Raw genomic sequence first — 22,408 nt, 5'->3', positions numbered from 1 at the left:
TTCTAGAGATTACAAATCCAAGAACCTCTGAACCATCTTACTTGACATATAAGCGCTTGCTCAGAACCAACTCTTCTACTTGCATTCGCTCGAACGCTGTCTCTTTCTGCTCGAATGCTATTGAGAATTATTGTTAAAAGATTATTCACGTTCAAATTATCAAGTCTGCTAATCAAAGTTTCGCTTCTTACAGAGAGTAAAACCTGTTCCAAGGTTCCAACTTGCGAAGATCGTAATCCTGACCTCAGTTTTTCGACATCTCCCAAATTCTCAAATGTAGCTTCAAAAGCCAGAGTTAACTCGATACTACCGAGTTCGGATCTTGCTAGCTCTCTGAGTGAATTTCCTGCCTCTATCCTGACCGATGGATATTCTCGCTCATTCCAAAATACCCCAGTTAAAGATTCTATAATTCTTTTTCTGTAGTAATTAGAGGTTTTCTCCGATGTAAACGCAATTTGAGTGCCTAATGAAATCGCAGCATTCTTTCGTACAGTTATATCTTCATCATTGTTTACTGCATTGATTAGTGCTTCTGTTAAGCAAGTATTTTTATCGTTTTGAATATTTTTCAAAACTTCGGTTACATAGTTATTGTTATTGATATCGTTAGCTGACGGTTCTTCTCTGGGAAGTGCACATTCCCACTCTTCGTGTAACAGTCCTCCAGAATAAGTTGCTGCAATTGCTCTGATATTAAAAGGTTGATCAGACTTTAAACTGTTTACAAATAGTCTAGAAACACGGCTATCGTCAAACCCTAGCTGCCCCATCGAATATAGTAAAACTGCTTTCAGTTCATCAGAATCTGTGCTGTCCGAATTATAGTGAGCAATTAAAAGAGCATTCAGCACTTCTTGGGGATCAAGACCTACCATTGTTCGATAAGCATTTACACCTATCTGAGACACTGCATGAGCTGCTGTTGCCTGTAATTCAATAGTTTCAGACCCACTGGCATTAACAGCAATAGAATGTAACTCTGTCAATGCTAAAGATCCAAGCCTTGGATGAGTATTACCAATCTTGCCCAAAGCATAGGCTGCCGCTGCACGAGATGATGAATCGGTGCTACTTATCAAAATGTCTTGTAGCATATCCTGAGCTTCAACAGAAGCTGTTCTCATTTCACCTAAAGCATAGATGATTTCATTAGCTAACCCAGTATTAAATGTCGACTGTCTTAAACGAGCAACTAATGCTGTAGTCAAAGTTGAACTAGGCAATGCGGTTTGCCAGTCTGGATGACTATTTTCAGCATTACTACTGTAAGACACTTGTGCCAGGAGTCTAATAGCATGAGCAGCTTGCCAAGCGACAGTAGCCTCTGCTTCAAGATCTTGTGCTAATTTTGGAATGACCTCTCTAGGATTAGCTTGTAAAAAACTTTGAATAGACTGAGCCACAACACGGGGTTCATCATTCCCTAAACGCCCTAGTAACAAATAATAGCTCTCATCATTGCTACTTTGATTAATTTTACCCAGTGCTTGAACAGCACTGGCTCGAATTACTGCACTTTCCTTGTCTTCAGCTAATCTCCTCAGTGTGTCTGTTACAGACTTGGTAAGGATAGACTCACGATTAATTTCAGGATGCCAAGCACTGCTAACTATATTAGTTAAACCTAAGCAAAGATTCTCTCGTCGAAGCAGTCCAATGGATGCATTTTCACAATCCTGTGCGAGTTTTATCGCATCACTTGAAAAGTCTCTAAATCCTAAATTCTTAATAAAGATTTCTCTTTCTGATGCACTAAACCATTCAAAAGCATTAGGACCTAAAAGAGATAGAGTACCAACGGCAGTATCACTTAGACGTGTGTCTAGGCGTGTGTCATCTGTATCATCAAGCTCAACTGTCGATGCTAGAGGTAGCAAACCTTCGTTGATGATAAGAGCAATTTTGTCTCGCTTTTGATTACGGTCAAACCGAGTCGAGGCTTGAACATATAGAGCAATCTCCTCCAACAGTTCTACCCGAACGAGGTTCAAATTATTTGATTTAACAATAGGTATCTTATCAATACTGCCTAGATCTAGGGTAACTAAAGCTTTCAAAGCTTTTGTGTCTGGTTCTCTCAACGCAATCTGCCCTAATGCCTCCAGAGCTGGTCTACGTAACTCTTGTCGAAGCAGATAATAATCAGATACCTCTTCTATACCCCATCCCTCTGCTTGATATTCAGCAGGTAGCTGCGCTCTTTGCTCCTCATTTTCTGGATCTTCAGGGGCAAAGTCGGGCAAACGCTCAGGTAATCGAGATGAGCCATTGGCTAAATTACTTGGTAAACATCTACTCTGTTGAATTGAGGCAGTTAGGGGATCTCCTGCTGTTGGGTCAGTTAAACGATCTTCTGAATATTCATGAGAGACAATGCCATACTCCAATGAATCAAAATGAAAATAGCGATCAAAATATGGGTGCTGTCTAAAGTCTTGGTATTGTGCTGGGGTTAAACACCAATCTAACTGACGATTTCGTCGTTCATTATTTTTACCTTCCTCCCCTACATTTACAGGGCAGTTAGCATTGGGTGTCAAATTCCGTCTACTGTTACCAGCTAAGCTGACCAAGCAACTAACTACAGCCTGTCGCCGCCAGTAATATGGATCAATCTGTCCAAGTGCAGCGATCGCACCGCTCTTCATAAGTCGTAGCTGTTCGATCAGTGATGGTTCATCTAAAACTGGCTCTCTTGTACCAGGTTCTTCTAGATTTGAAACTGTTTGACGATTTGACGCGCAAAAATGTCTGTAGGGCTGAGGATAAACATAAATTCGATCCATTAATTCTTGGACGACAGCATCATTATCAATGCCGACAGCTTCAAGAGCATAGCCAGAACCCGCACAGGCTAGTAATGAACTGTAGGGTAGAGAAAGTGTATGTTGAGCTTGGTTTAAATCATTAGCTGTGTCGTATAGTGCCTTACTGTCATTTTCTAATGCATCAAGTAAGTTACGACTCAAGCGCATTAACCGCCTCTGATCATTGGCATCCAACCATCTATCACTGCTGTGGAGCTCTTGTTCGTTGAGTTTATATAGCCCTTCCCATAATTCCTGTAGTTCTGCATCAGCTCTACTATTGCTACTCTCAACAACGCTAGTAACAGCCGCTTGCACGCGATTACTAGCATCAAGGTCTGAGGTTAGTAGCCGACGAAACCGACTAATGTATTTTTCTTGCCCATCATCAGGTTTATAGCTAATAAATTGTCTAAGGGATGTTCGTTCTAGACCAATTTGGTCCAATGCTTCGATAACAACTGCCCGAGTCACTGGATTATGAAAGTAGCTTAAATATTCATCCTTTATTGGCTGGTCAATTCGGGGATCAGGAAGAGTAATGGGGTGTAGAAGTCTCTCTATAAGATCATGTTCTCTAGAATCAATCTGAGCAAAGACATAACTAGCAATGCTGTCCCGCACACTGTCAGAAGCGAATGTATTAGAGTCATTGCTTGCTAACAGCACATCGCGCACCCTTAAAACCCATAATAGGTCTTCAACTATTTGCTTTTCTTCTAAGCTAGCCTCTATTTTCCCATCGCTAATACCAATTTGACCTAGCACAAATGCTGCGGCTACAGCTGCTCGATCAGTTTTAGAAACCTCTACATTTGGTATTTCTAGTTTGCAGGTTTCGTGCAAAGTATTGCTCTTGCTCTGCCAAGAGATACTAATGTCTGAAGCCATTTCCGCAGCTAATGCACTAATTTCTTCAAGAAACATTTCATACTCATACTGACCTAGGGAAAGTGTCTGTCTCAATTCATGAGGTTTTTTACTCTTAATGAATTCAAATAGTACTTGTCCTAAGTTATTTTGAGCATTAAACCTCTCTGTACTCATATCCACAGAGGTAGGTATAGTCATAACCTTGAGGCAAGTTTTGAGTTCCTGTAATTTTTGTGTGATACCTTGAGCACTTTCATTATCCCCAGATAACCCAAACTTTTCTTTAAGCTCTACTGCTTTACTAGTTTGCTCTAAAGCACGACCGTAGCGCCCTATGGTAAAAGCAACAGTAGCAATAACATTTTCTGATTGCTTTTCATCTATACCATAGTCGTTGAGGCCTAAAAATAGTGCTTCTAGTACGCTGATTTCTCCACCGTCAATCTTGTATGCAAATTTTTGCTGCTGTAATATTTTTGGATGGAAAGATGCAATTTGGCCTAGGGCATAAGCTGCCTGCTGACGAATTTCCCAGCTTCTGGAACTCAAGCTTCTGCCAAGGAAAACAGCGAGTTTTTCCAAGGAATCTGAACTTTCTTCGGTTAGATTGAGCCTTCGATAATTAACACCGCCTGCAGCTTTTGTAGCAGATAACTGTAGTCGCTCATTACGGCTACCATTAATAGATCCCTCAGCTGCCTTAACTAACTCTCTAAAATCCTTGCTGTAGTACTGACGAAATGCGACTTCGGCTGTTTGCCTGAGCTCTTCATCCTTATCTACAGCGAATCCTTGTTCAAGGGTAACAAATAAGTTGTCTGCTCCTTGTGACAGGGATCTTGGTCTTAGGGGGATTTGAACTCCTGCATCGTTCGCTTGGTTATTAAATGTTGAATTAGATTGCGTTTCCAGTGAGCCAGATGACTGTGGCTCTCTCCTCGCGTCAAGGCGACTGGCAATATCAAGTGCTGATAGCTGTTCTGCAGTCTGCTGTTCAATGGCGTCGCGATCATTGTGATATTCATCTAAATCTTCTTGAGCTACACCATATAGGTTTCTAACTGCAAAAGAATAGAAACGATCCCCAACACTACCAAGGCGTTCTATAGCTGCGATCGCACCTGCTCGAACCTCACCAGTCTCTTCAGCATTAGCTGCGATCATATTTAATAAGCATAAAGTATGAGAAGACAGCACGTAAGGGGAATCAGTCTCCTCTTCAACGTCATTACCATTCTCCTCATCTTCAGCAGTCCGTATTGGGCAATTTACGTTTGTATTATTTGAGCTGGAGCTTGGATAAAAGATCGATGCTGCTAAAGCTTCGATAGTTGCAATCCGAATATCAATCAGTAGGGCATCAGAAGCAACATCACGATTCTCAATCTCTAAAACTGTTTGTAGATATTTTTTCAGTAAGTCATCCGTATTCTCAGAAATGAGCTTCAGCTGTCCTCTATAGTAATCACTATCAGACCTTGCTAGATATTGCTGTAGTCCCTGTCCTATATCCTTTAGAGCCTTAAGAGCTGTTAAATGAAAAGCTACTTGAGCTCTGTAGGTAGCTGCTTGAACTTTTTCTGTTTGTGAAGCATTACTACCAGCACTTAGTCTTTCATGAAAGGTCCTAGCGTCTTCAGTATTAGATATGTCTAACGTAATAAGACTATCATCGCTATTCACGAAAAAACTTACGAGCTTTTCTAGATGCTGATCCCCGTTCGATGAGGCTACCGACAGAATTGCAACTTTGCTTAGTAGAGTCATAACAGAAGTTTGCAGTTGCCATGACTCAGCGGAGTTAGTAGTACGTTGAGTTTTTAGAAGCCTCTCAGCTATACTCAGTAATCTGCTTATATCTAAAGGATCTATATAATAACTATCGGTTTCTGGCCTGATTTGATCAATAACTGCTCCCAAACCATGTAACACCATTGTTTTATCGGTGTCATCGATGCTTTGTTCTTCTGACTCTAAAACTATTAGCAGCTCATTAAAAATACGACTTAAGTCTTGGTTGGAGCAGCTATCGATAGAGTTAATAACTTCATATAGCTGATTGCTGAAATCCGTGTTCTGTCTCTCTAAACTTTCTAGATAAATGTTTTCACATCTATCACTTCCATCGATCTGAGCGAAGCGTGAGTTGCGACTTAGGTCGGAAGGCCTTGGTGTAATCGCAAAAGTAATATCAGCTACCAATAACGGAAATATGCCAATACCTGCCAGTAAACGCTTGAATACTTGCTGAGAAACCTGCTGCTTCATAGATGCCCAAATCTATTGATAGAAAAACACTTACAAAATAACAATATGATTTGAAAAGTACGTATATGCACTGACACAATCACAATCTTCAAATATCTTTAGAGTAAATGCTCTTAAATTGAGATGTATGAAAACGATTAGCGTTGATACGTGAGTTTGACTATAATTTTAGGCGAGTAAATAATAAAAAAGCAAAGGTTGTTTGAGAAGATTAATATCATAACAGTTGAAAGCTTGATAGCTTGATTCATGTACATTTGCTGTACTTAGAAAGGTATCTTCGTTTGTTTAGTAATGAGAGAGTAATGTGTTTTTGTTAGATTTTTATGACATTTAAATTGATAATGATGTTTGTTTTGACTTAGCTTTTGACTCTTTTAACCACTGATTATGTAAAGGGTGTTTCGATGTTCAAGATTGAGAACAAGATAGTTTGGCGAATTTTAGGTCGTTCAGTCTCTTTAGGACTTCTCTCGCTTATATCTTCTGAGATAGTTGAGGCGAACCCTGTTCCTTCTAATGATGGAACAGGTACTATTGTTACTATTGAGGGATCTCAATTTAATATTGATGGCGGCCAATTTTCAAGAGATCAGGCAAATCTTTTCCACAGCTTTCAGTCGTTTGGGCTTACCCAAGAGCAGATTGCCAATTTCTTATCCAATCCTCAAATTGAAAATATCCTAGTACGTGTGGGCGGTGGTCAGGCATCCCTGATTGACGGACTTTTGGAGGTCAGTGGTGGTTCATCGAACCTGTTTTTCATGAACCCTTCTGGAGTTGCCTTTGGACCTAATGCAATTCTAAACCTGCCAGCTGATTTCATAACCACTACGGCGAACGGTATTGAGTTTGAAGACGGTTGGTTTAGTGCATCAGGTGTCAATGACTACACGTCCTTATTAGGTACCCCTCAAGGTTTTGCATTTACAGGGAGCCAACCTGGTGCGATTTTAAATCTTGCTGATTTATCGACCCAGTCTGGCCAAAACTTGGCTCTGGTTGGCGGTACAGTTATTAGTTCAGGTACATTGTCAGCTCCCAATGGAGAATTGTTGGTGACTTCTGTGCCAGGTAACCAAGCCATTCGTATTGGCCGACCTGGTAGTTTTTTGCAACTTGAAGTTAAATTACCCAGTGAACTGGAGTCTTTGCCCCAAGATTGGGCATTACCAGTTTTGTCTTTGCCGCAGATGTTAACTAGCACAGCGGAGGCTGCTAATACCTCTGTAGAGGTCGTATCTGACCAGGTTCAAGTTGCTGGTGGTGAGTTCCAAGTTTCACCAGGAGATATTTACGTTCAACAAGCAGATGGTGGTTTTCTAAGCCTTTTGTCAAGTAACGATTTAACCTCGGTTAGTGGAGATTTTCAGGCAACTCAGGACCTGCAACTTTCTGCTAATGATGCTCTACAGTTACGAGATACCCTAGAAAATCCCTTTATTGCCGTTGCAAGAAATAATTTGCAACTACAGGGCAATCAGTTCGTTGATATCTTAGCACTGACTCATCCTGAGACAGCATTTGCTAGTGGTGGTAATTTGCAATTAGTGAGTAGCCAACCTATCTCGGCTGATGCTCACTTTTCTAGTGGCGGCAGCTTTTCAATTCTTGATCTAGATGCAGCTCCTGGTGACTTTAGGAGTTTATATGACCCCATTATTAGTGCTAACGGTGATGTTGTATTTGGTGACTATATAGGGTCTTCTCTCAAAGTTGAGTCACGAGGAAGCATTCAAGGTGGCAATATAATTATCACTTCTCCTGATGTAGGCCTCACCGGTTCTGATCCAGACATTAGACTTTTAACAAGTGCCCGTACGGTTATTCTTCGGGCGGGATTAGATACTCTAGCAAATCCTGATAACCTCCCCGCCTCAGCTGGAAGCTTTTTCTTTCCGACTCAATTTGAACCAGTTGATGGACTTTCAAATCCAGGAGATATAGTTGTAGGTAATATTCAAACTAGTTTCGGTGAAACTGGGGGGAATATTCTACTCAATGCAGAAGGCAGTATTACGGCTGGTAATTTGGATACATCTACCTCGTCTTCAGATGCAACTGGAGGCTTAGTTAACATAAATGCAAGTGGTAATATTACTTTAGGTAATATTAGATCTACTGCACGAGAGAATAGAGGTGGTCAAGTTACTATTAACTCCGCTTCGGGCGACATTGTTGTAGGTGATATTGATGCTTGGGCTTTTAATGGTCCTGGCGGAGATATTAATATCTCCGCTATTTCGTCTACTGGTGATGTTACTACTGGCAACCTTCGAACCGAGAGTTTTGGACAAGATAGAACAGGTGGGACTGTTAGTCTTGCTGGAAGCAGCATATCGACGGGAACAATAAATTCTAATCTAATTTCTACGACTTCATCGACGTTAATTGAACCTCCTCCAACATCAACTTTCGTGTCTTCTCCAGAGGTTGAAGCGGAGATCAACACGGCTGAGTTAGACGCACAAAGAAGCGAAGAGTTTGAACAGTATTTTGGTCGTGACTTTACTCGCAAAATTGTAGATTCCAGTACTATTCGATACGCTTTGCATGAAATGGAATTACAGGAGCCATCTACTAAGGCTGCTGTAGTATATATATCTTCTGATGATAAGCGTGTTTTTATCCGTGTTGAAACAGCTCAAGGTGGAGCTATTGAAATTGAGAGCATTGCTGATTTTGAGCAAAAGCTAACTGAGGAAAGGAGAATTGATCCTGATGATCCCGAAGTTGATGATTCTGGATTCGTTTTAGATAAAGCTGTTTCTCATGATGCGCAAACTGGCTTAAACTCTGCTCGTAGTAATAGTAATACCTATAGAAGAAAAAATCAGTTAGCAGAGATATTGGCGCAAAAAGAGCCAGAGCTTCTTTCTTCTGAGGCTGATGATACTGAGAGTGAGCAATTTGAGCTTGAAGAAACTAATGAAGTCTCTCGTGATAGTTTAGTGGAAGAGGTTGAAAATCTATGGAGAGAGATTCAAAAGCCAGGTACGGATACCCATTTGCAGTATTCTGATCGCTTATACGATTTACTCATTCGTCCAATCGAGGCTAAGTTTGAAGAAGAGGGAATAGAAAACATCAATACTCTACTGTTTTCTATGGAAAGTGGATTAAGACTTATTCCCCTTGCTGCACTCTACGATTCGGAAACAGATCAATACCTCACTGAGAAGTATAGAATTAGTGTTATTCCAAATTTTGAATCCCTTGATATCCGTCGTAGTGATTTGACGAAAGCAGATGTGCTAGCAATGGGGATCTCTGAGTTTCAGAATTCTGATATATATCCTCCTCTTAGTGCAGTTCCGTTAGAACTGAAGCTTATTCAAAATATATGGAACGGTAATACTAATGGAGGTGATACTGAATTTGAGCAGTCTTCAAATCGTTTTGTTGAGGTAAAGTCGAATCAACAGGTTACGTTAGACAACGTCCGAAATGCGCGGAGAGATCATCCGTTTCAGATTGTTCATCTTGCAACCCATGCAAATTTTAGTGCAGGCAGTGTTAGTGATTCTAAAATTCAACTGTGGGATACTACGCTACCCTTAAATGCTCTCCAAATTGATACACTTAATTGGCGGAAACCACCAATTGATTTGCTGATTTTGAGTGCTTGTCAAACCGCTTTAGGTGACTCAAACGCGGAACTTGGTTTTGCTGGGTTGTCTTTGCAAGCAGAAGTTAAGTCTACATTGGCTAGTCTTTGGTATGTCAGTGATTTGGCTACATTAATTTACATGATGGAATTCTATCGTAGCTTAGGTAGTTCGAAGACAAAAGCAGAAGCCGTCCAAAAAACTCAGCTAGCTATGTTAGATAAACAGCGTCTTCGACAGAATCTTCAGGAGTTAGAGATCATAATAGAATCTTTATTAGTGAGCCAAGATGCTACATGGGCTAGTAATACTGAGGAAGTATTGACAGAAACTGCAATTCAAGGAATTAGAAATATCCGAAAGAGGTTGCGCGAAAATAGGTCTGAAGTTGTAGAGCAACTGAGTCATCCTTTTTACTGGTCTGCTTTTACCTTGATAGGGAGTCCTTGGTAAGTATTGCTAGAAGCAAAGTTCTTTGTTCTTTGAAAAGAATTTTTGCGCTTAAGCAGATTTTACATGGTTGTTGGTGTTTTCTTTAAGATGTATTCTATCTCTTCCAGTCGGCATTATGTTCTGTCATTTTTTAGTTTTTCCCTTGCTTTGTCAGTCACTACATCTACGCAGGCTCAACCTTCTGAGATGCAATCGAAAACTCTTAAAACTTCTTTGTTAGAACAACCAGTCAGTCTATCGGGAAATTTTGCCTTAGAGAATTCTAGCCTTCACTTAGAATATGAGAGTAGTAATGCTAACATTACTACTCTAGTAGGAACTAATTCTGAAGGCTTCAATGATGTGGGCATTTCTGTTTCTAATTTGGATTCAGATCCGGCGGAAATAGCTGACAATGTTCCTGTCAATGTGGTTTCAGGTGCTACATCATTTGTTTGTAGCCAAGATGATGTCTTAAGTGTCTCCTCCAATCAATTGATTGAATATGATGATCATGAAAATATTGTTATTTTAGAATACTGCTTTAGTGAAAGTTCTCTGTACGATAGAAGAAATGGAGACAAAAAGAATGAGGAGTTTGCGGCAAAGCTTGATGCTCTTCTTACTCCTTTCCTTGGACAAACAGTGCTACCTGCACAGATTAGAAATATTCAAGAGGCTGTAACGCTACAATATCTTAGTGCTGGTTATATTACGTCTCGCGCAATAGCTCCACAAGTATTGCTTGATGGGACTTTATTAATTCCTGTAATTGAAGGTTTTATTCAAGATGTAAGGGTTACGAGTCAATATTCTTCAGAGTATATCTACGATAGTGAGAGTAAACCTGTAGATAATGAAGAGCTTATACTTCAAGAACTCGAACCTCAATCCTTATTAGACAACTTTGATGAGACAACAAGAAGCTTGGAATCTAGCATAGAACCTATAAGGCTTGGAGAGCGCACTCCTTTAGGAAACTATATTCGAGCACAATTGAGACCGGTAATAGGTGATATACCGATATCAGATGATATGTTGGGCTTCGAATTTGAACGCCCAGTTAATTTGTCAGATTTAGAAAGCTATGTCCGTCTACTTGCTTTAGAGCCTCGCTTTGAAACGGATCGTACCTTATCAGTATTACGTGTTCCGGAATTAGAGCTAGGGGAAGATACGTCTCTTGAAGGGGGCAGCATATTAGATATCACGGTACAGGAGGTTGTTTGGGATGTCGAAGCATCATTTAATAACTACTCACCACCCAGCCTAGGAGATCTTGGACTCGATTGGAATGCAAACTATTTTAACGAATACGGCGAGACATTTGTAGTTAACGGGCGACTAAATTTGGATGAGGATACTACTGGATCTGTTTTTAGCTCTGAGGATAGAGATATTTTGAGCGATGAATTATTTTCATCTTGGCAGGTTAGTTATAGTCCTCCTCCAATAAATCGTGGATTAGGGCGCTTAAATTTCAACGTATCTCATGATCAAAATGATGTTGTGCAGGGCAATTTTGCACCCTTTGGTTTTCGTTCTGATACTGAAAGATACTCCCTAAATTATCGTCAACCTTTAATTCGTTCGCTTCGCCGAGAATTAGCTCTCGAGTTTGGTTTCTCAGTCGAAGAAAATCAGACCTTCATTGGGAAAACGCAGCCTTTCAGAGTTGGTTTAGGCCCAGATGATTCTGGTGTTAGTCGTACATCAACGCTATCCTTCGCTCAAGAATATACTGAACGGGATAGTGATGAACTATGGCTTCTACGTTCTCAGTTTAATTTGGGGTTAGATTTATTTGATGCCACCAGCAATGACTCATCCATTCCAGATGGTCAATTTTTTAGTTGGAATGGTCAAGCCCAGTTTCTTAAGACACTGAGCAACAAGCACACTTTGTTTACTCGTGTGTCAGTCCAACTGACTCCGAACAGTTTACTACCGCTTAACCAATTTGTAATGGGAGGAGCACGTTCCGTTAGAGGCTACCGAGAAAACTTTCGTTCTGGCGATAATGGCATAGTTTTTTCTGTAGAAGACCGTATAGATTTTGATTTGCTTGGTAGCGAGAAGCTACAGTGGTTAGACTTACAAGTTATTCCATTCGTTGATGCGGGGTGGATTTGGAATAACGATAATAATCCTAATCAGACATTAGATCCTAATTTTATTGCAAGTGTTGGAATTGGCCTGCAAGCTAACATCCTAGAGTCAGAAAGGTTGAAAATTAGACTAGACTACGGTGTGCCACTCGTTGATAGAAAGGAATTGGATAGTAGCTTGCAAGATCAAAGATTACATTTCAGTATTAGCTACAACCATCACTTTTACTGAGTTAATGCTGTTCCTATAGTATTAGATTAACCTAGATCTATACCTATTAGGTATACGCCTTATTCCAGGTTAAACATTTGGCTTAGTATTTGATGAGAAGGTGTATAAAACGAACTCTGTATTCAACCTAGACTACTAGATGGACAACTCTTAAAAAACACAATAACTATTCACAGTTGCTTATGGAAAAGCTGACTTACTTCAAAAAATATATGGACATATCTACATATTGTTAGGCGATAGCAAAGATACTACTTTAATTGTTTTTTTAGAGCATCGTATCACTTTAACGGTTTTACTATAGTAATAATTCTTGGTTTATCAAATGCCTAGATGAACCGACTATGATTTTTCTGCACTTTTATTCATAAAGTTAGACATCTTCAATAGATGTCTAACTTTATGATACAGATGCGATAGCTTATGAGTTTTTACAACACCTTGTCTAGACTCAAGCTTAATAGTGGAAAAAGCGCTTTAAAAAGAAAAATGCCTGACCCCATAAAGCCCCCAGGGTCAGACAGCTCACCTGTAAAACGCATGGATACAAGATTCAAATAAACCATCCAAATGCCCCCTCGGATGATTAGTCGCCTTGCACGCGTTCTTCAGAATTAGCTTTATTTTCCCCTGCTTATATGGGTAAAAGCTTCCTCGTAAACACGTAAATTAGAGCCGAAATTGACGGAAAATCTGAGCCAATTTACGTATATTTACCCCTGGTTTTTATGGGCGGTCTGAGCAGGAGGCTAGTCGTTATCAGTGTGTGTTACTCGTCATCACTGACAACTTTTTCTTTATAGAGGGTCAACAGCTTATCCAAGACGCTTTCAATGGCCAGAGAATCTGTAACAACTTCAATGGCATCATCTGCTTGGCGCAGAGGAGAAATCTCTCGCGTACTGTCTTTATGGTCACGCTCACTAATGGCTTGAGCCAAATCAGACAGCTCAGGAACAGGCTGGTTCTGGTTAGCCAAGTCTCTTTGGCGACGACGAGCCCGTTCTTCAACGGATGCTGTTAAAAAGATCTTGAGCTCAGCATCGGGGAAGACATGGGTCCCAATATCTCGACCATCTGCCACGACACCACCGGTTAGGCCATATTGCATCTGCTGTTTGACCAGCGCTTCCCGCACAGAACTCTGGGCGGCAATCGTGGATACGTTGGCAGTGACCTCTGAGGTGCGAATAGCTTGGGTTACCAATGTATCGTTTACCCAGACTTCCGGGGGGTGAGGGCCTGCATCGGCAGGAGTTGCAACAAGCTTGATCTCACACTTAGGTAGCAGGTCAGCAACAGCAACTTCATCGTCTGGGTTGCATGCCTGGGCAAGAACGTACCAGGTAAAAGCACGGTACATAGCCCCAGTATCTAAATAAAGCAGACCCAATTGCTGAGCCAACTGCCTAGCCACCGTTGATTTACCAGCACCAGCGGGACCATCAATGGCAATGATGGGTCGCCGTGCCCGTAAAACGACGTTATCGATTAATCGTGTAGTCCCTACAAATGCTGCTACTGCCAACATACCAACTGTTTCAACTTTTTCTAAGGGGGCCAACGTATATGGATTTACCAGTTCGATGTACTGGGGAGCGACAGCGGGTGCCGTTTCTAAGTACTGAAAGACGATGCAAGCGAGAGAATGTTGCGATCGCACACCTGCTTTAAACTTCTCTTTGGCTCTCCTTAACCCCCGATAGAGTATAACTGCTTGTTGACGTTCCTGCTCGCTTAAATACTTATTCCTAGAACTAAGGGCTAATCCGTCCGCTTCTCGCACAGTTGGGCAACCAATGATGCTTCCTGGCAGATTTAAGTCCTTAACCAATCGGCGAATGATGGCTAATTGCTGCGCATCCTTTTGACCAAAATAAGAGCGCTGTGGTCTCACTAGGCTAATAAGTTTCGTGACGACCGTGGCGACTCCGTTAAAGTGTTCAGGGCGAAACTGTCCACACAGGGGTCTTGCCAATGCGGGAGGGGGCAAAACTGTAACCAGAGCGTCAGCGTCTTGAAAATTAGGCCCGTAAAGGTCTAACGCTGTTGGCGCGAAGATACAGTCAACGCCAGCAGCTTCACACATTCTGGCATCTAAGTCTAAGGTTCGCGGATAGGCTGCGAGGTCCTCATTGGGGCCAAACTGTAGGGGGTTAACAAAAATGCTGACAATGACCAACTCATTATCGCGTCGTGCCCGATGAATCAGACTGAGATGACCTTGGTGCAATGCTCCCATGGTAGGCACTAGACCAATGGATCCAGACTGTTTGCGTAGCCAACATCGCAATCCTTCTATCGTTTTTAGTAAACGCAAGACAGTCTCCTGGCAACCGCCTTAGACACAAGGTTTAACGATAGCAGACGGCCTAGTTGTCTTACTAAGACAATCATCTAGGGATAGGCCTGTAGCCTGTCTCTAGATGATTGCAACACTTGGGTGTCGCCATGACCACATAGGGTAGACCTGATTGACCCAGACTAACGCAGCACTTCAACTTGTACAGGACCGACACCAGCTGCTTGCAGCCCAATGGCACTGGCCGCACCAGCTGAGAGGTCAATGATGCGCCCACGGCTGAAAGGGCCACGGTCATTGATGCGTACCACAACCTGCTGACCATTGTTCAAGTTGGTGACCCGAACTTGAGTGCCAAACGGTAGGGTGCGGTGAGCGGCAGTCATGGCGTATTGGTTAAAGGATTCACCACTGGCACTCATACGACCGTGAAATCCTGGCCCATACCAGGAGGCCATGCCGCTATAGCTAGAACGGATGGCTGCCACTTGCTGTGGTTCGGGTCTACCGATGACTTCAGTAATGGGCTCTGTCGCACCATCACCGATAAGACGGCGTAACCGATTGGTAATTTGCAGAACGTTTTCTGCGTCATTTTCGGTGGCATCGGAAAGCTGCACTGTTTCACCCAGGGTGAGCAGCGGGCTGTCTCCAGCTTTGACCATGTAAGTGCCGTCATCCCAATGGGCGGTGAAATCTGTGTTGCGATCGCTCAATTGCTCCAGCTGTGCTGCCATTTGAGTTGCATCAGCAATAACCCTGTTGGTTGCGGCTTCTTCTAGGGGCACCCAACCAGATACAACCTCAGCTGTATCAGATGAATCGATGTAGGTTAATACGGGAATATTTTTAACGTAAACCGTTGCAGCTTGCCGACTTTCATGGGCATGGGCATTAACGCGAACGGTGGTCGTCGACCGATTAAATTTCTGAAGCGTATCGGTTGAAGACGACTCCAAGGACTGGTCGTTGACTGAAACCTCAAACGCTCCAATGGGACCTGTATCAAAGGTTTGGGCATGGACCCGTTCAGGAATCGAAACGGCAGTGGCAAGCAATGTGGCAACTGCTACACGACCAATAAACTTTTTGTTCATAAATCAGAGTGCACCAGGCATATGCGTCTACATCGCAGAGCGAGAAGTGGCAAATTCAATGGATTGAATAGGGTAGCTTCAAGATGACAATGCATCGCGGACAAAATAAAAATTGGCAACGCGAGCTAATCTATCACGAAGATTTTGCTGTTTGGAACCGCATTTTTGACCGGGAAAACAGACAATGGCCTAGCGGAACATCTTTACAATTTCTTCATTCGCCAGTTACAGGCTTCGACAGCCAAGGCTTATAGACGGTTTTCTAGCTGTCCTAGCAGACTAATTAGTTTTTGAAAAATTATGTATGGCTTTGCAATGATTACAGATTATTAATAGATGCCAAATAACCTTACAGTTCGTTTTTAGACTTTGTCCCCGTGGTAAGTCTAGTTTCCATGACCAATAATGTTCTTGTCAACGGACATATCATGAAGATTCTATAGGTTTGGGCATTGTCTTTGGGTATTGTCTTTAGGCATTGTCTACTGGAGGTATCGCCCATCTTCCCTTAGGGGCTGAGGCCCTTAGCGCGTAGGGTGGGCATTGCCCACCGTCCACAAGTATTCTAAGGGATGCTATTTCTTGTAAGGTCTATGGATTATCGACAGGCAGGGGTGGACGTTGAAGCAGGTCGTGCGTTTGTGGAAACTATTCGCAGCCTGGTGGAAGGAACTCGCCGTCCTGGAGTGTTGGGTGGTTTAGGTGGGTTTGGCGGTTATTTTGAGCTTCCCGAGGGATATTCTCAGCCCGTTCTGGTTTCGGGGACAGATGGTGTAGGTACCAAACTCAAGTTGGCCCACATGTTGAATCGTCACAATACAGTGGGCATTGATCTTGTGGCCATGTGTGTCAATGATGTGCTGACGTCAGGGGCGGAACCTCTCTACTTTTTAGATTATTTGGCCACGGGGCAATTGGCCCCTGAGCAGCTGACCCAGGTGGTAGCAGGGGTGGCCGAGGGGTGTCGTCAGTCGGGCTGTGCTCTATTAGGTGGAGAAACGGCTGAGATGCCTGGGTTTTATGGCCAGGGTGAGTATGACATGGCCGGATTCTGTGTCGGTATTGTCGAAAAAAGTGCCATTTTAGACGGTTCTCGGGTGCGCATAGGGGATGTCTTAATTGGACTACCCAGCAGCGGTGTGCACAGTAACGGCTACAGTCTGGTGCGCAAAATTATGGCGGAAGCGCCTCGGCAGGAGTCTTTGGGTGGGCAAGTCGTAGATCGATCGGTCGGTTATGGCTGGGATGAATGCCCGGAGCTATGGGCGGGTCAGTCCCTGGGCGAGGTGTTGCTGACACCCACTCAACTCTATGTAAAACCAGTGTTAGCTGCCCTGAAGAGTGGCTTAGAAATTCACGCTATGGCCCATATTACGGGGGGTGGTTTTCCTGAGAACTTGCCTCGTTGCCTCGGTGAAAATCAATCTATATATATAGAGGCGGATAGTTGGCCCATACTGCCGGTATTTAAGTGGTTACAAGCAGCTGGCAATGTAGCGACTGCTGAAATGTTTAAAACCTTCAATATGGGTATTGGTTTTGTACTGGTTGTACCTGCTGATCAAGCCGAAGCTACGTTGGCTCATTTTCAATCCGCCTATCAAATTGGCACTGTGATTGATGGAGATAAAGTGGTCACCGGGTTGCCAGAAGGTTAGGATACGTTGGGGAAAGAAAATTTTGTCTAAAAAAATTTTCCCCATCTACACTCGGAGGAACTAATTTTGAGCGCTCGGACGGGTAGCTGGCAGCCAGCTGCGATCGCACTTTTGGCCATTATTACCGGCCTGATTTTGACCAGCACTTTGGTCATTATTAATCCTGGTCAGGCCGGTGTCTTAAGCATTCTAGGGAAAGCCCAAAATGCCCCCTTGCTAGAGGGGATTCACATCAAGCCACCCCTGGTGTCTTTTGTGGATGTTTACGATGTTACGGTTCAGAAATTTGAAGTGCCCGCTGAAAGTTCCACCAAGGATCTTCAGGATTTACGGGCTCGATTTGCCATTAACTTTCGGTTAGATCCTAGCAATATTGTGGAAATCCGCAGAAAGCAAGGAACGTTGGCCAATATAGTTACCAAGATCATTGCCCCCCAGACCCAGGAATCCTTTAAGATTGCTGCTGCCCGTCGTACTGTAGAAGAGGCGATTACGCAACGAACGAAGCTAAAGGAAGATTTTGACGATACTCTCAGTAGCCGTTTAGAAAAGTACGGCATCATCATTCTTGATACGAGTGTTGTTGATCTCTCATTTTCAGAAGAATTTGCCCGAGCGGTAGAAGAAAAGCAAATTGCTGAGCAAAGTGCTCGTCGAGCCGTGTATGTAGCCCAGCAGGCTGAACAAGAAGCCCAGGCAGAAGTCAACCGGGCCAAAGGTCGCGCCGAAGCCCAGCGTTTGTTGGCTGAAACCTTAAAGGCCCAAGGGGGTGAACTGGTGCTTCAGAAAGAGGCCATTGAAGCCTGGAAACTCGGTGGTTCCCAGATGCCCAGGGTGTTGGTTATGGGAGATAAGGGCGGTCAGGTACCCTTTATCTTCAACATGGAAAACGAATAGGCGAGAACGTAATTACGTTGTTGTCGATAATTACGCCTAATTACCAAACCCGGTGTAGAGACGTTCCATAGAACGTCTCTACATCGGGTCTCGTTTTATATGAGAGATCTCGGTTTTCTAACGTACGTGGATGTGAATAAACCCGTTATCATTGCGTTCGATGCTGCCGGTTAAACCGTTGTGCTCAAAGGGAAATTGATTTGCCTGACCGGTACGTACCTGCTCTAACCCCCCTTCAATCTCTCGGGTAGATTGTCCATTGAGCATACCTGCTAGTGCTGTGCGCATGATTAAACGATCGTAAGAAGGGGCAAAGACGGCCTCGGCTTGCTGAATAGTGTCACCAGCAGCATTGTATATATAGGCAACGGTTGCTCTATTGGGATCTAGCTCGTATACAGCCGTTGTGGCTGATGGAGACACAGACTGTCGTGTGGGTTCCCCCAGGCGATTAACAACAGCTGTTGCCGCTGTGCCAGGGGCAAAGCCAGGTACGGGTACGATACTGCCATTGCCAGGTGTAGCAGTATTGGGATTGCCACTGTCTTTTAATATTAGTCGTGGCGATGTGGCAACAGGTGTTGGCGGTGCGCTCTCAGCAGTTGTTGGATCCGGAAGGACTTCTGTTGGAGTGCTGGGTTCTTCTGCTAATGTTTCCTCTGGCTCAGGTTGGGAGACTTCGGGAAGTCTAATCTCTGGCATAGAGACTTCAAAGTCTTCTGTCTTGTCCCTTACATTACTGACCGCTTGGCGAACAGCAATATATACGCGATAGCCTAAAAATCCTGAACCTGCTATCAGTCCCAGGAGCATAAGAGAAAAGAATGTTTTAATAACGCCTGAACCCTGTCGTTTCTGTTGTTGCTTCTCCTTAGCACCAGTTTGAAAATCATCCTGACCTGAAACATAGCCTGAAGGGCTGCCAGGGGCCACAACCTGGGTCGCTTGGGTGGTGGGTGGTTGTAACCCCCGTTTGTTGGCTGCTGGTAACAGCATTAGCCAGGTGGCAATTGACTGGGGGCGCTCAGTTAGTTGCAACGCCATGCCCTGGAGGATTGCCTGTTCTGTGCTGGGGCTGAGAGTGGCGTTGACCTGTCGAGGGGGAGTGAGGGGGTGGTGCGATCGCACCACAGAGGCTACCGGCACTTGACCGGTGACAGCAGAGTAGAGGGTGGCCGCTAAACCATAAACATCTGAGGCCGCTGAACGTCTTGCCTTGGGCAAATACTGCTCTAGGGGAGCGTAGCCTTCAGAAACTAAATTTGTATGGGTTTGGGTTTGACCACTCACCAGTTCTCGGGCAATGCCAAAATCAATCAAAATCGCATTGCCCTGGTTAACCATGATGTTTTGAGGTTTCACATCGCGGTGAAGCAAGCCTTGGGCATGCACGGTTTGTAATGCACTGGCAATTTGTCGAATATACTGTAAGGCTAGGTCTTCCTGTAAAGGTCGATTGGGAAAAATAAGCTCTGATAGCGGTTGCCCTGGAATAAAATCCATGACCAGATAGGGGCGCTCCGCCTCGATAAAAAAGTCAGTAACGTTAACGATATGGGGATGCTGGCACTGAGCTAAACGACGTGCTTCTGCCTGAAACTTTTGCAGTTGCTGATCGTTTTCTGCATCATTGGTTGGCCAACGTAGCGTCTTAATGACGACTACTTGATTGAGGCTTCGGTGCATAGCACGATAAGTCACCCCAAAACCGCCGCGTCCCAGCTCGTTCTCGATGACGTACTTTCCGTTTTGGAGACGGGTGCCCACCAAATTTATGCTGCTCACCGTGCCACTTTGTATAATTTCACACGATTACCTCTAACATAAAATTTCCTTGAGTGCATGATATTAGCGACAGCCTAAAAACTGTGCCATGGGTTGCTGTCAAGATAATCCTAGACAGGATATGACCCAATGTCTCAATCGTTTTAACCTCTTGGGAGCAAGGGGCTTAATATATCTGACTATCCGTGGTAGGTTCAGAATCATATTTTCATATCTTTTAAAGAAATCTTTAAGATTGGGACCAATTTATGCTTTAATGTCCGCTGGGACGGATATTTTCAATGTTTTCCGGAGTTCTTGTTCATGAAGTCTGAGCAGAAGCAACGTCTTTTAAATGCAAAGGAAAATATAAAGGCAGCTCAGCTATTAGCCCATAGTCACTTTTACGATATTGCTATTTCTCGCGCCTATTACGCCATGTTGTATGTGGCTGAGGCACTTCTCCTGGAGCAGACTGCAGCTGTACCTACTCAAAATGAAGCTGTCAATAGTCTATTTTCAGAACAATTTTCAGAAAAAAGGCCTCTATTTCAACCCTATAGTGCGTATCTAAACGATGGCTTAAACGCAAGACTGCGCGCAGATTATTCTCATACAGATAAAGCCACCCTGGCTGATGCTAAGCAACACATTAATCGTGCTAACGCGTTTTTAGATTTAGGTAAGCATTATCTCTCTACTGAAATAGCGCCAGCAGAGCCAGCGGAAGTTGGTGCTCGCCGACGCAGTTAGTGGTGTTGCCTACTGCTGTATTTGTTTACGGCGTTCAGCTAGCTTAAGTAGGGTTTCGGCATGGACTGCTTTGGTGATGGGATAGAAGTATGCCAGCACCATGCCACCCACGAGTAAGATCAAGGGCACAGGTCCCATAAAAAAGCGAATTGCCCACAGTGCAGAATCTGGCTGTGTGGCAAAGCTTTTGTCGAATCCTGATGTTTCTAGCGCTAAACTGACGAGAAAAATACCGACAGCAAGCCCTATTTTTTGTAGCAAAGTCATAAATGCATAGAAGGCCCCTTCACTACGTTGCCCTGTTTTGAGTTCATTAAGTTCGATCACATCTGGCAAAATCGACCAGGGAACAACATAGGCTGTGGCTACACCAAAACTGGCAAGGATACATAGTCCATACATGGTCATGAGTTGCCCTGGCTGTAGGGAAAATAGAGCAATTTGCACCATTGTCCAAACGCCAGCTCCTAAAAAGTAAAGCCCTTTTTTACCAATACGTTTAGCCAATAAGTTGCAGACAAACATCATCAGAATGGCCGTACCTTGTACCAACAGTGCGGCTAAAAAATAATCATCGGCTCCCATCCAAAAAGTCACGTAGAAGGGAATGATGGCGGCTGTAATCTGGAGCGCCAGCCATGAAAAAAGATAAATTCCTACGACAAATAGAAAGGGGCCATTGCTTAAAACAATTTTTATCTGCTGTAAAAATGAACCGTTGTTGTCAAAATCGCTGTTTTTAAGCGATTTCCCGAGATAAGCTGCCTGTTCTTGAGAGTGCCGAAATGTGCCAAAGACACACCAATAGATCGTTGCAATTGAAATGCCACCCCCCAGGATGCCCAGGATGCGATATTGCTGTTGGGGATCTGTGGTAATTTGACCCACCACCAGGCCTAACGCCAAAATTAGCACCGCCCCTGCTAAGGAGAATGACAGTCGAAAGGATGTAAGCTCTGTCCGCTCGTCATAATCCTGAGTCATTTCGGCGGTCAGAGTCGAGTAAGGCAAGTTTGTCGTCGTAAAAAATATCTGAAATACCACAGAAACAAAAACGTAGTACCAAAACAGTACGTTTTGATTGGTACTCCCTGGAACAATCCAATTTAGGAAAAACGTAGCTCCAAATGGAATGCCCGTTAGCACTATCCATGGATAGCGTCGTCCCCAACGGGTGCGGGTGCGATCGCTCAAGATCCCGACAACTGGATCATTGACAGCATCCCAAATTTTGCCAATCAGCAACACGGTGCCTGCTTTGAGCGGGTCTAATCCAGCAACATTGGTTAAGAAAATCAGAAACGAAAACGCTAATAAATTAGAGGTTAGACCCGCTCCCATATCCCCGGCACCGTAGGCCAGTTTTGTAGACCAAGTCAGTTTTGGAGGATGCGATGGTTTGCCTGAAGTTTCCATAGTGTGGAGAGGTTGCTAGAAATTATTAAATCATCTGTAGAATGAGGCTCAAACCTGACTGTATCGTCACACCAAGCGTCACACTAGAATCTTTGTACGCTGCCATTGCCTGGTGGGGCAACGTTTTTAAGAAAAGACGCTGCTTTCAGGCCATGTAACAACGCTATATTATTGCCCTATTTGTGTCCCC

Annotated in this window: 10 protein-coding genes; 5 read left to right on the top strand and 5 right to left on the bottom strand. The window is 43.5% G+C overall.

What is annotated here, in order from left to right; translation table 11 throughout:
- Nucleotides 1-2: 2 nt before the first annotated feature.
- Complete coding sequence (locus tag SPB21_RS16095) at nucleotides 3-5,951, bottom strand: HEAT repeat domain-containing protein (RefSeq protein ID WP_499867139.1); 5,949 nt, start codon at nucleotides 5,949-5,951, stop codon at nucleotides 3-5.
- Between the two features lie 368 nt (nucleotides 5,952-6,319).
- Between SPB21_RS16095 and SPB21_RS16090 the strand changes: the two genes are divergently transcribed.
- Nucleotides 6,320-10,012, top strand: a complete 3,693-nt coding sequence (locus SPB21_RS16090; protein ID WP_499867138.1) for a CHAT domain-containing protein — start codon at nucleotides 6,320-6,322, stop codon at nucleotides 10,010-10,012.
- Between the two features lie 63 nt (nucleotides 10,013-10,075).
- Nucleotides 10,076-12,331, top strand: a complete 2,256-nt coding sequence (locus tag SPB21_RS16085; RefSeq protein WP_499867137.1) for a ShlB/FhaC/HecB family hemolysin secretion/activation protein — start codon at nucleotides 10,076-10,078, stop codon at nucleotides 12,329-12,331.
- 769 nt (nucleotides 12,332-13,100) lie between these two features.
- Here SPB21_RS16085 and SPB21_RS16080 read toward each other — a convergent pair.
- Nucleotides 13,101-14,651: a bifunctional pantoate--beta-alanine ligase/(d)CMP kinase gene (locus SPB21_RS16080; protein WP_163667406.1), complete on the bottom strand. Its 1,551-nt coding sequence runs from the start codon at nucleotides 14,649-14,651 to the stop codon at nucleotides 13,101-13,103.
- 164 nt (nucleotides 14,652-14,815) lie between these two features.
- Nucleotides 14,816-15,730, bottom strand: a complete 915-nt coding sequence (locus SPB21_RS16075) for a septal ring lytic transglycosylase RlpA family protein (RefSeq protein ID WP_499867136.1) — start codon at nucleotides 15,728-15,730, stop codon at nucleotides 14,816-14,818.
- Nucleotides 15,731-16,323: 593 nt separating this feature from the next.
- Here SPB21_RS16075 and purM point away from each other — a divergent pair.
- Together purM and SPB21_RS16065 are read left to right on the top strand one after the other, a co-directional pair.
- Complete coding sequence (gene purM, locus SPB21_RS16070) at nucleotides 16,324-17,388, top strand: phosphoribosylformylglycinamidine cyclo-ligase (protein WP_499867135.1); 1,065 nt, start codon at nucleotides 16,324-16,326, stop codon at nucleotides 17,386-17,388.
- Nucleotides 17,389-17,454: 66 nt separating this feature from the next.
- The gene (locus tag SPB21_RS16065) at nucleotides 17,455-18,285 is read left to right on the top strand and encodes a prohibitin family protein (protein WP_163667415.1); all 831 of its coding nucleotides are present in this window, start codon (nucleotides 17,455-17,457) and stop codon (nucleotides 18,283-18,285) included.
- A 117-nt stretch (nucleotides 18,286-18,402) separates the two neighbouring features.
- On the opposite strand, the gene SPB21_RS16060 is transcribed toward SPB21_RS16065, so the two are convergent.
- Complete coding sequence (locus tag SPB21_RS16060) at nucleotides 18,403-20,070, bottom strand: serine/threonine-protein kinase (protein ID WP_499867134.1); 1,668 nt, start codon at nucleotides 20,068-20,070, stop codon at nucleotides 18,403-18,405.
- A 303-nt stretch (nucleotides 20,071-20,373) separates the two neighbouring features.
- Between SPB21_RS16060 and SPB21_RS16055 the strand changes: the two genes are divergently transcribed.
- Nucleotides 20,374-20,802, top strand: a complete 429-nt coding sequence (locus SPB21_RS16055; RefSeq protein ID WP_163667421.1) for a HEPN domain-containing protein — start codon at nucleotides 20,374-20,376, stop codon at nucleotides 20,800-20,802.
- Nucleotides 20,803-20,811: 9 nt separating this feature from the next.
- Here the strand turns inward: SPB21_RS16055 and SPB21_RS16050 are convergent, their stop codons facing one another.
- Nucleotides 20,812-22,218 (bottom strand): MFS transporter, encoded by a 1,407-nt coding sequence (locus SPB21_RS16050; protein ID WP_499061754.1) that lies wholly within the window; start codon nucleotides 22,216-22,218, stop codon nucleotides 20,812-20,814.
- Nucleotides 22,219-22,408: the final 190 nt, after the last annotated feature.

Origin of the sequence: Leptothoe sp. ISB3NOV94-8A, assembly GCF_043421595.1 — a bacterium.
Classification (GTDB): Bacteria; Cyanobacteriota; Cyanobacteriia; order Phormidesmidales; family Phormidesmidaceae; genus Leptothoe; species Leptothoe turfae.
Note: the sequence above shows the minus strand (reverse complement) of the source record. Positions and strands in the feature narration are given on the sequence as shown.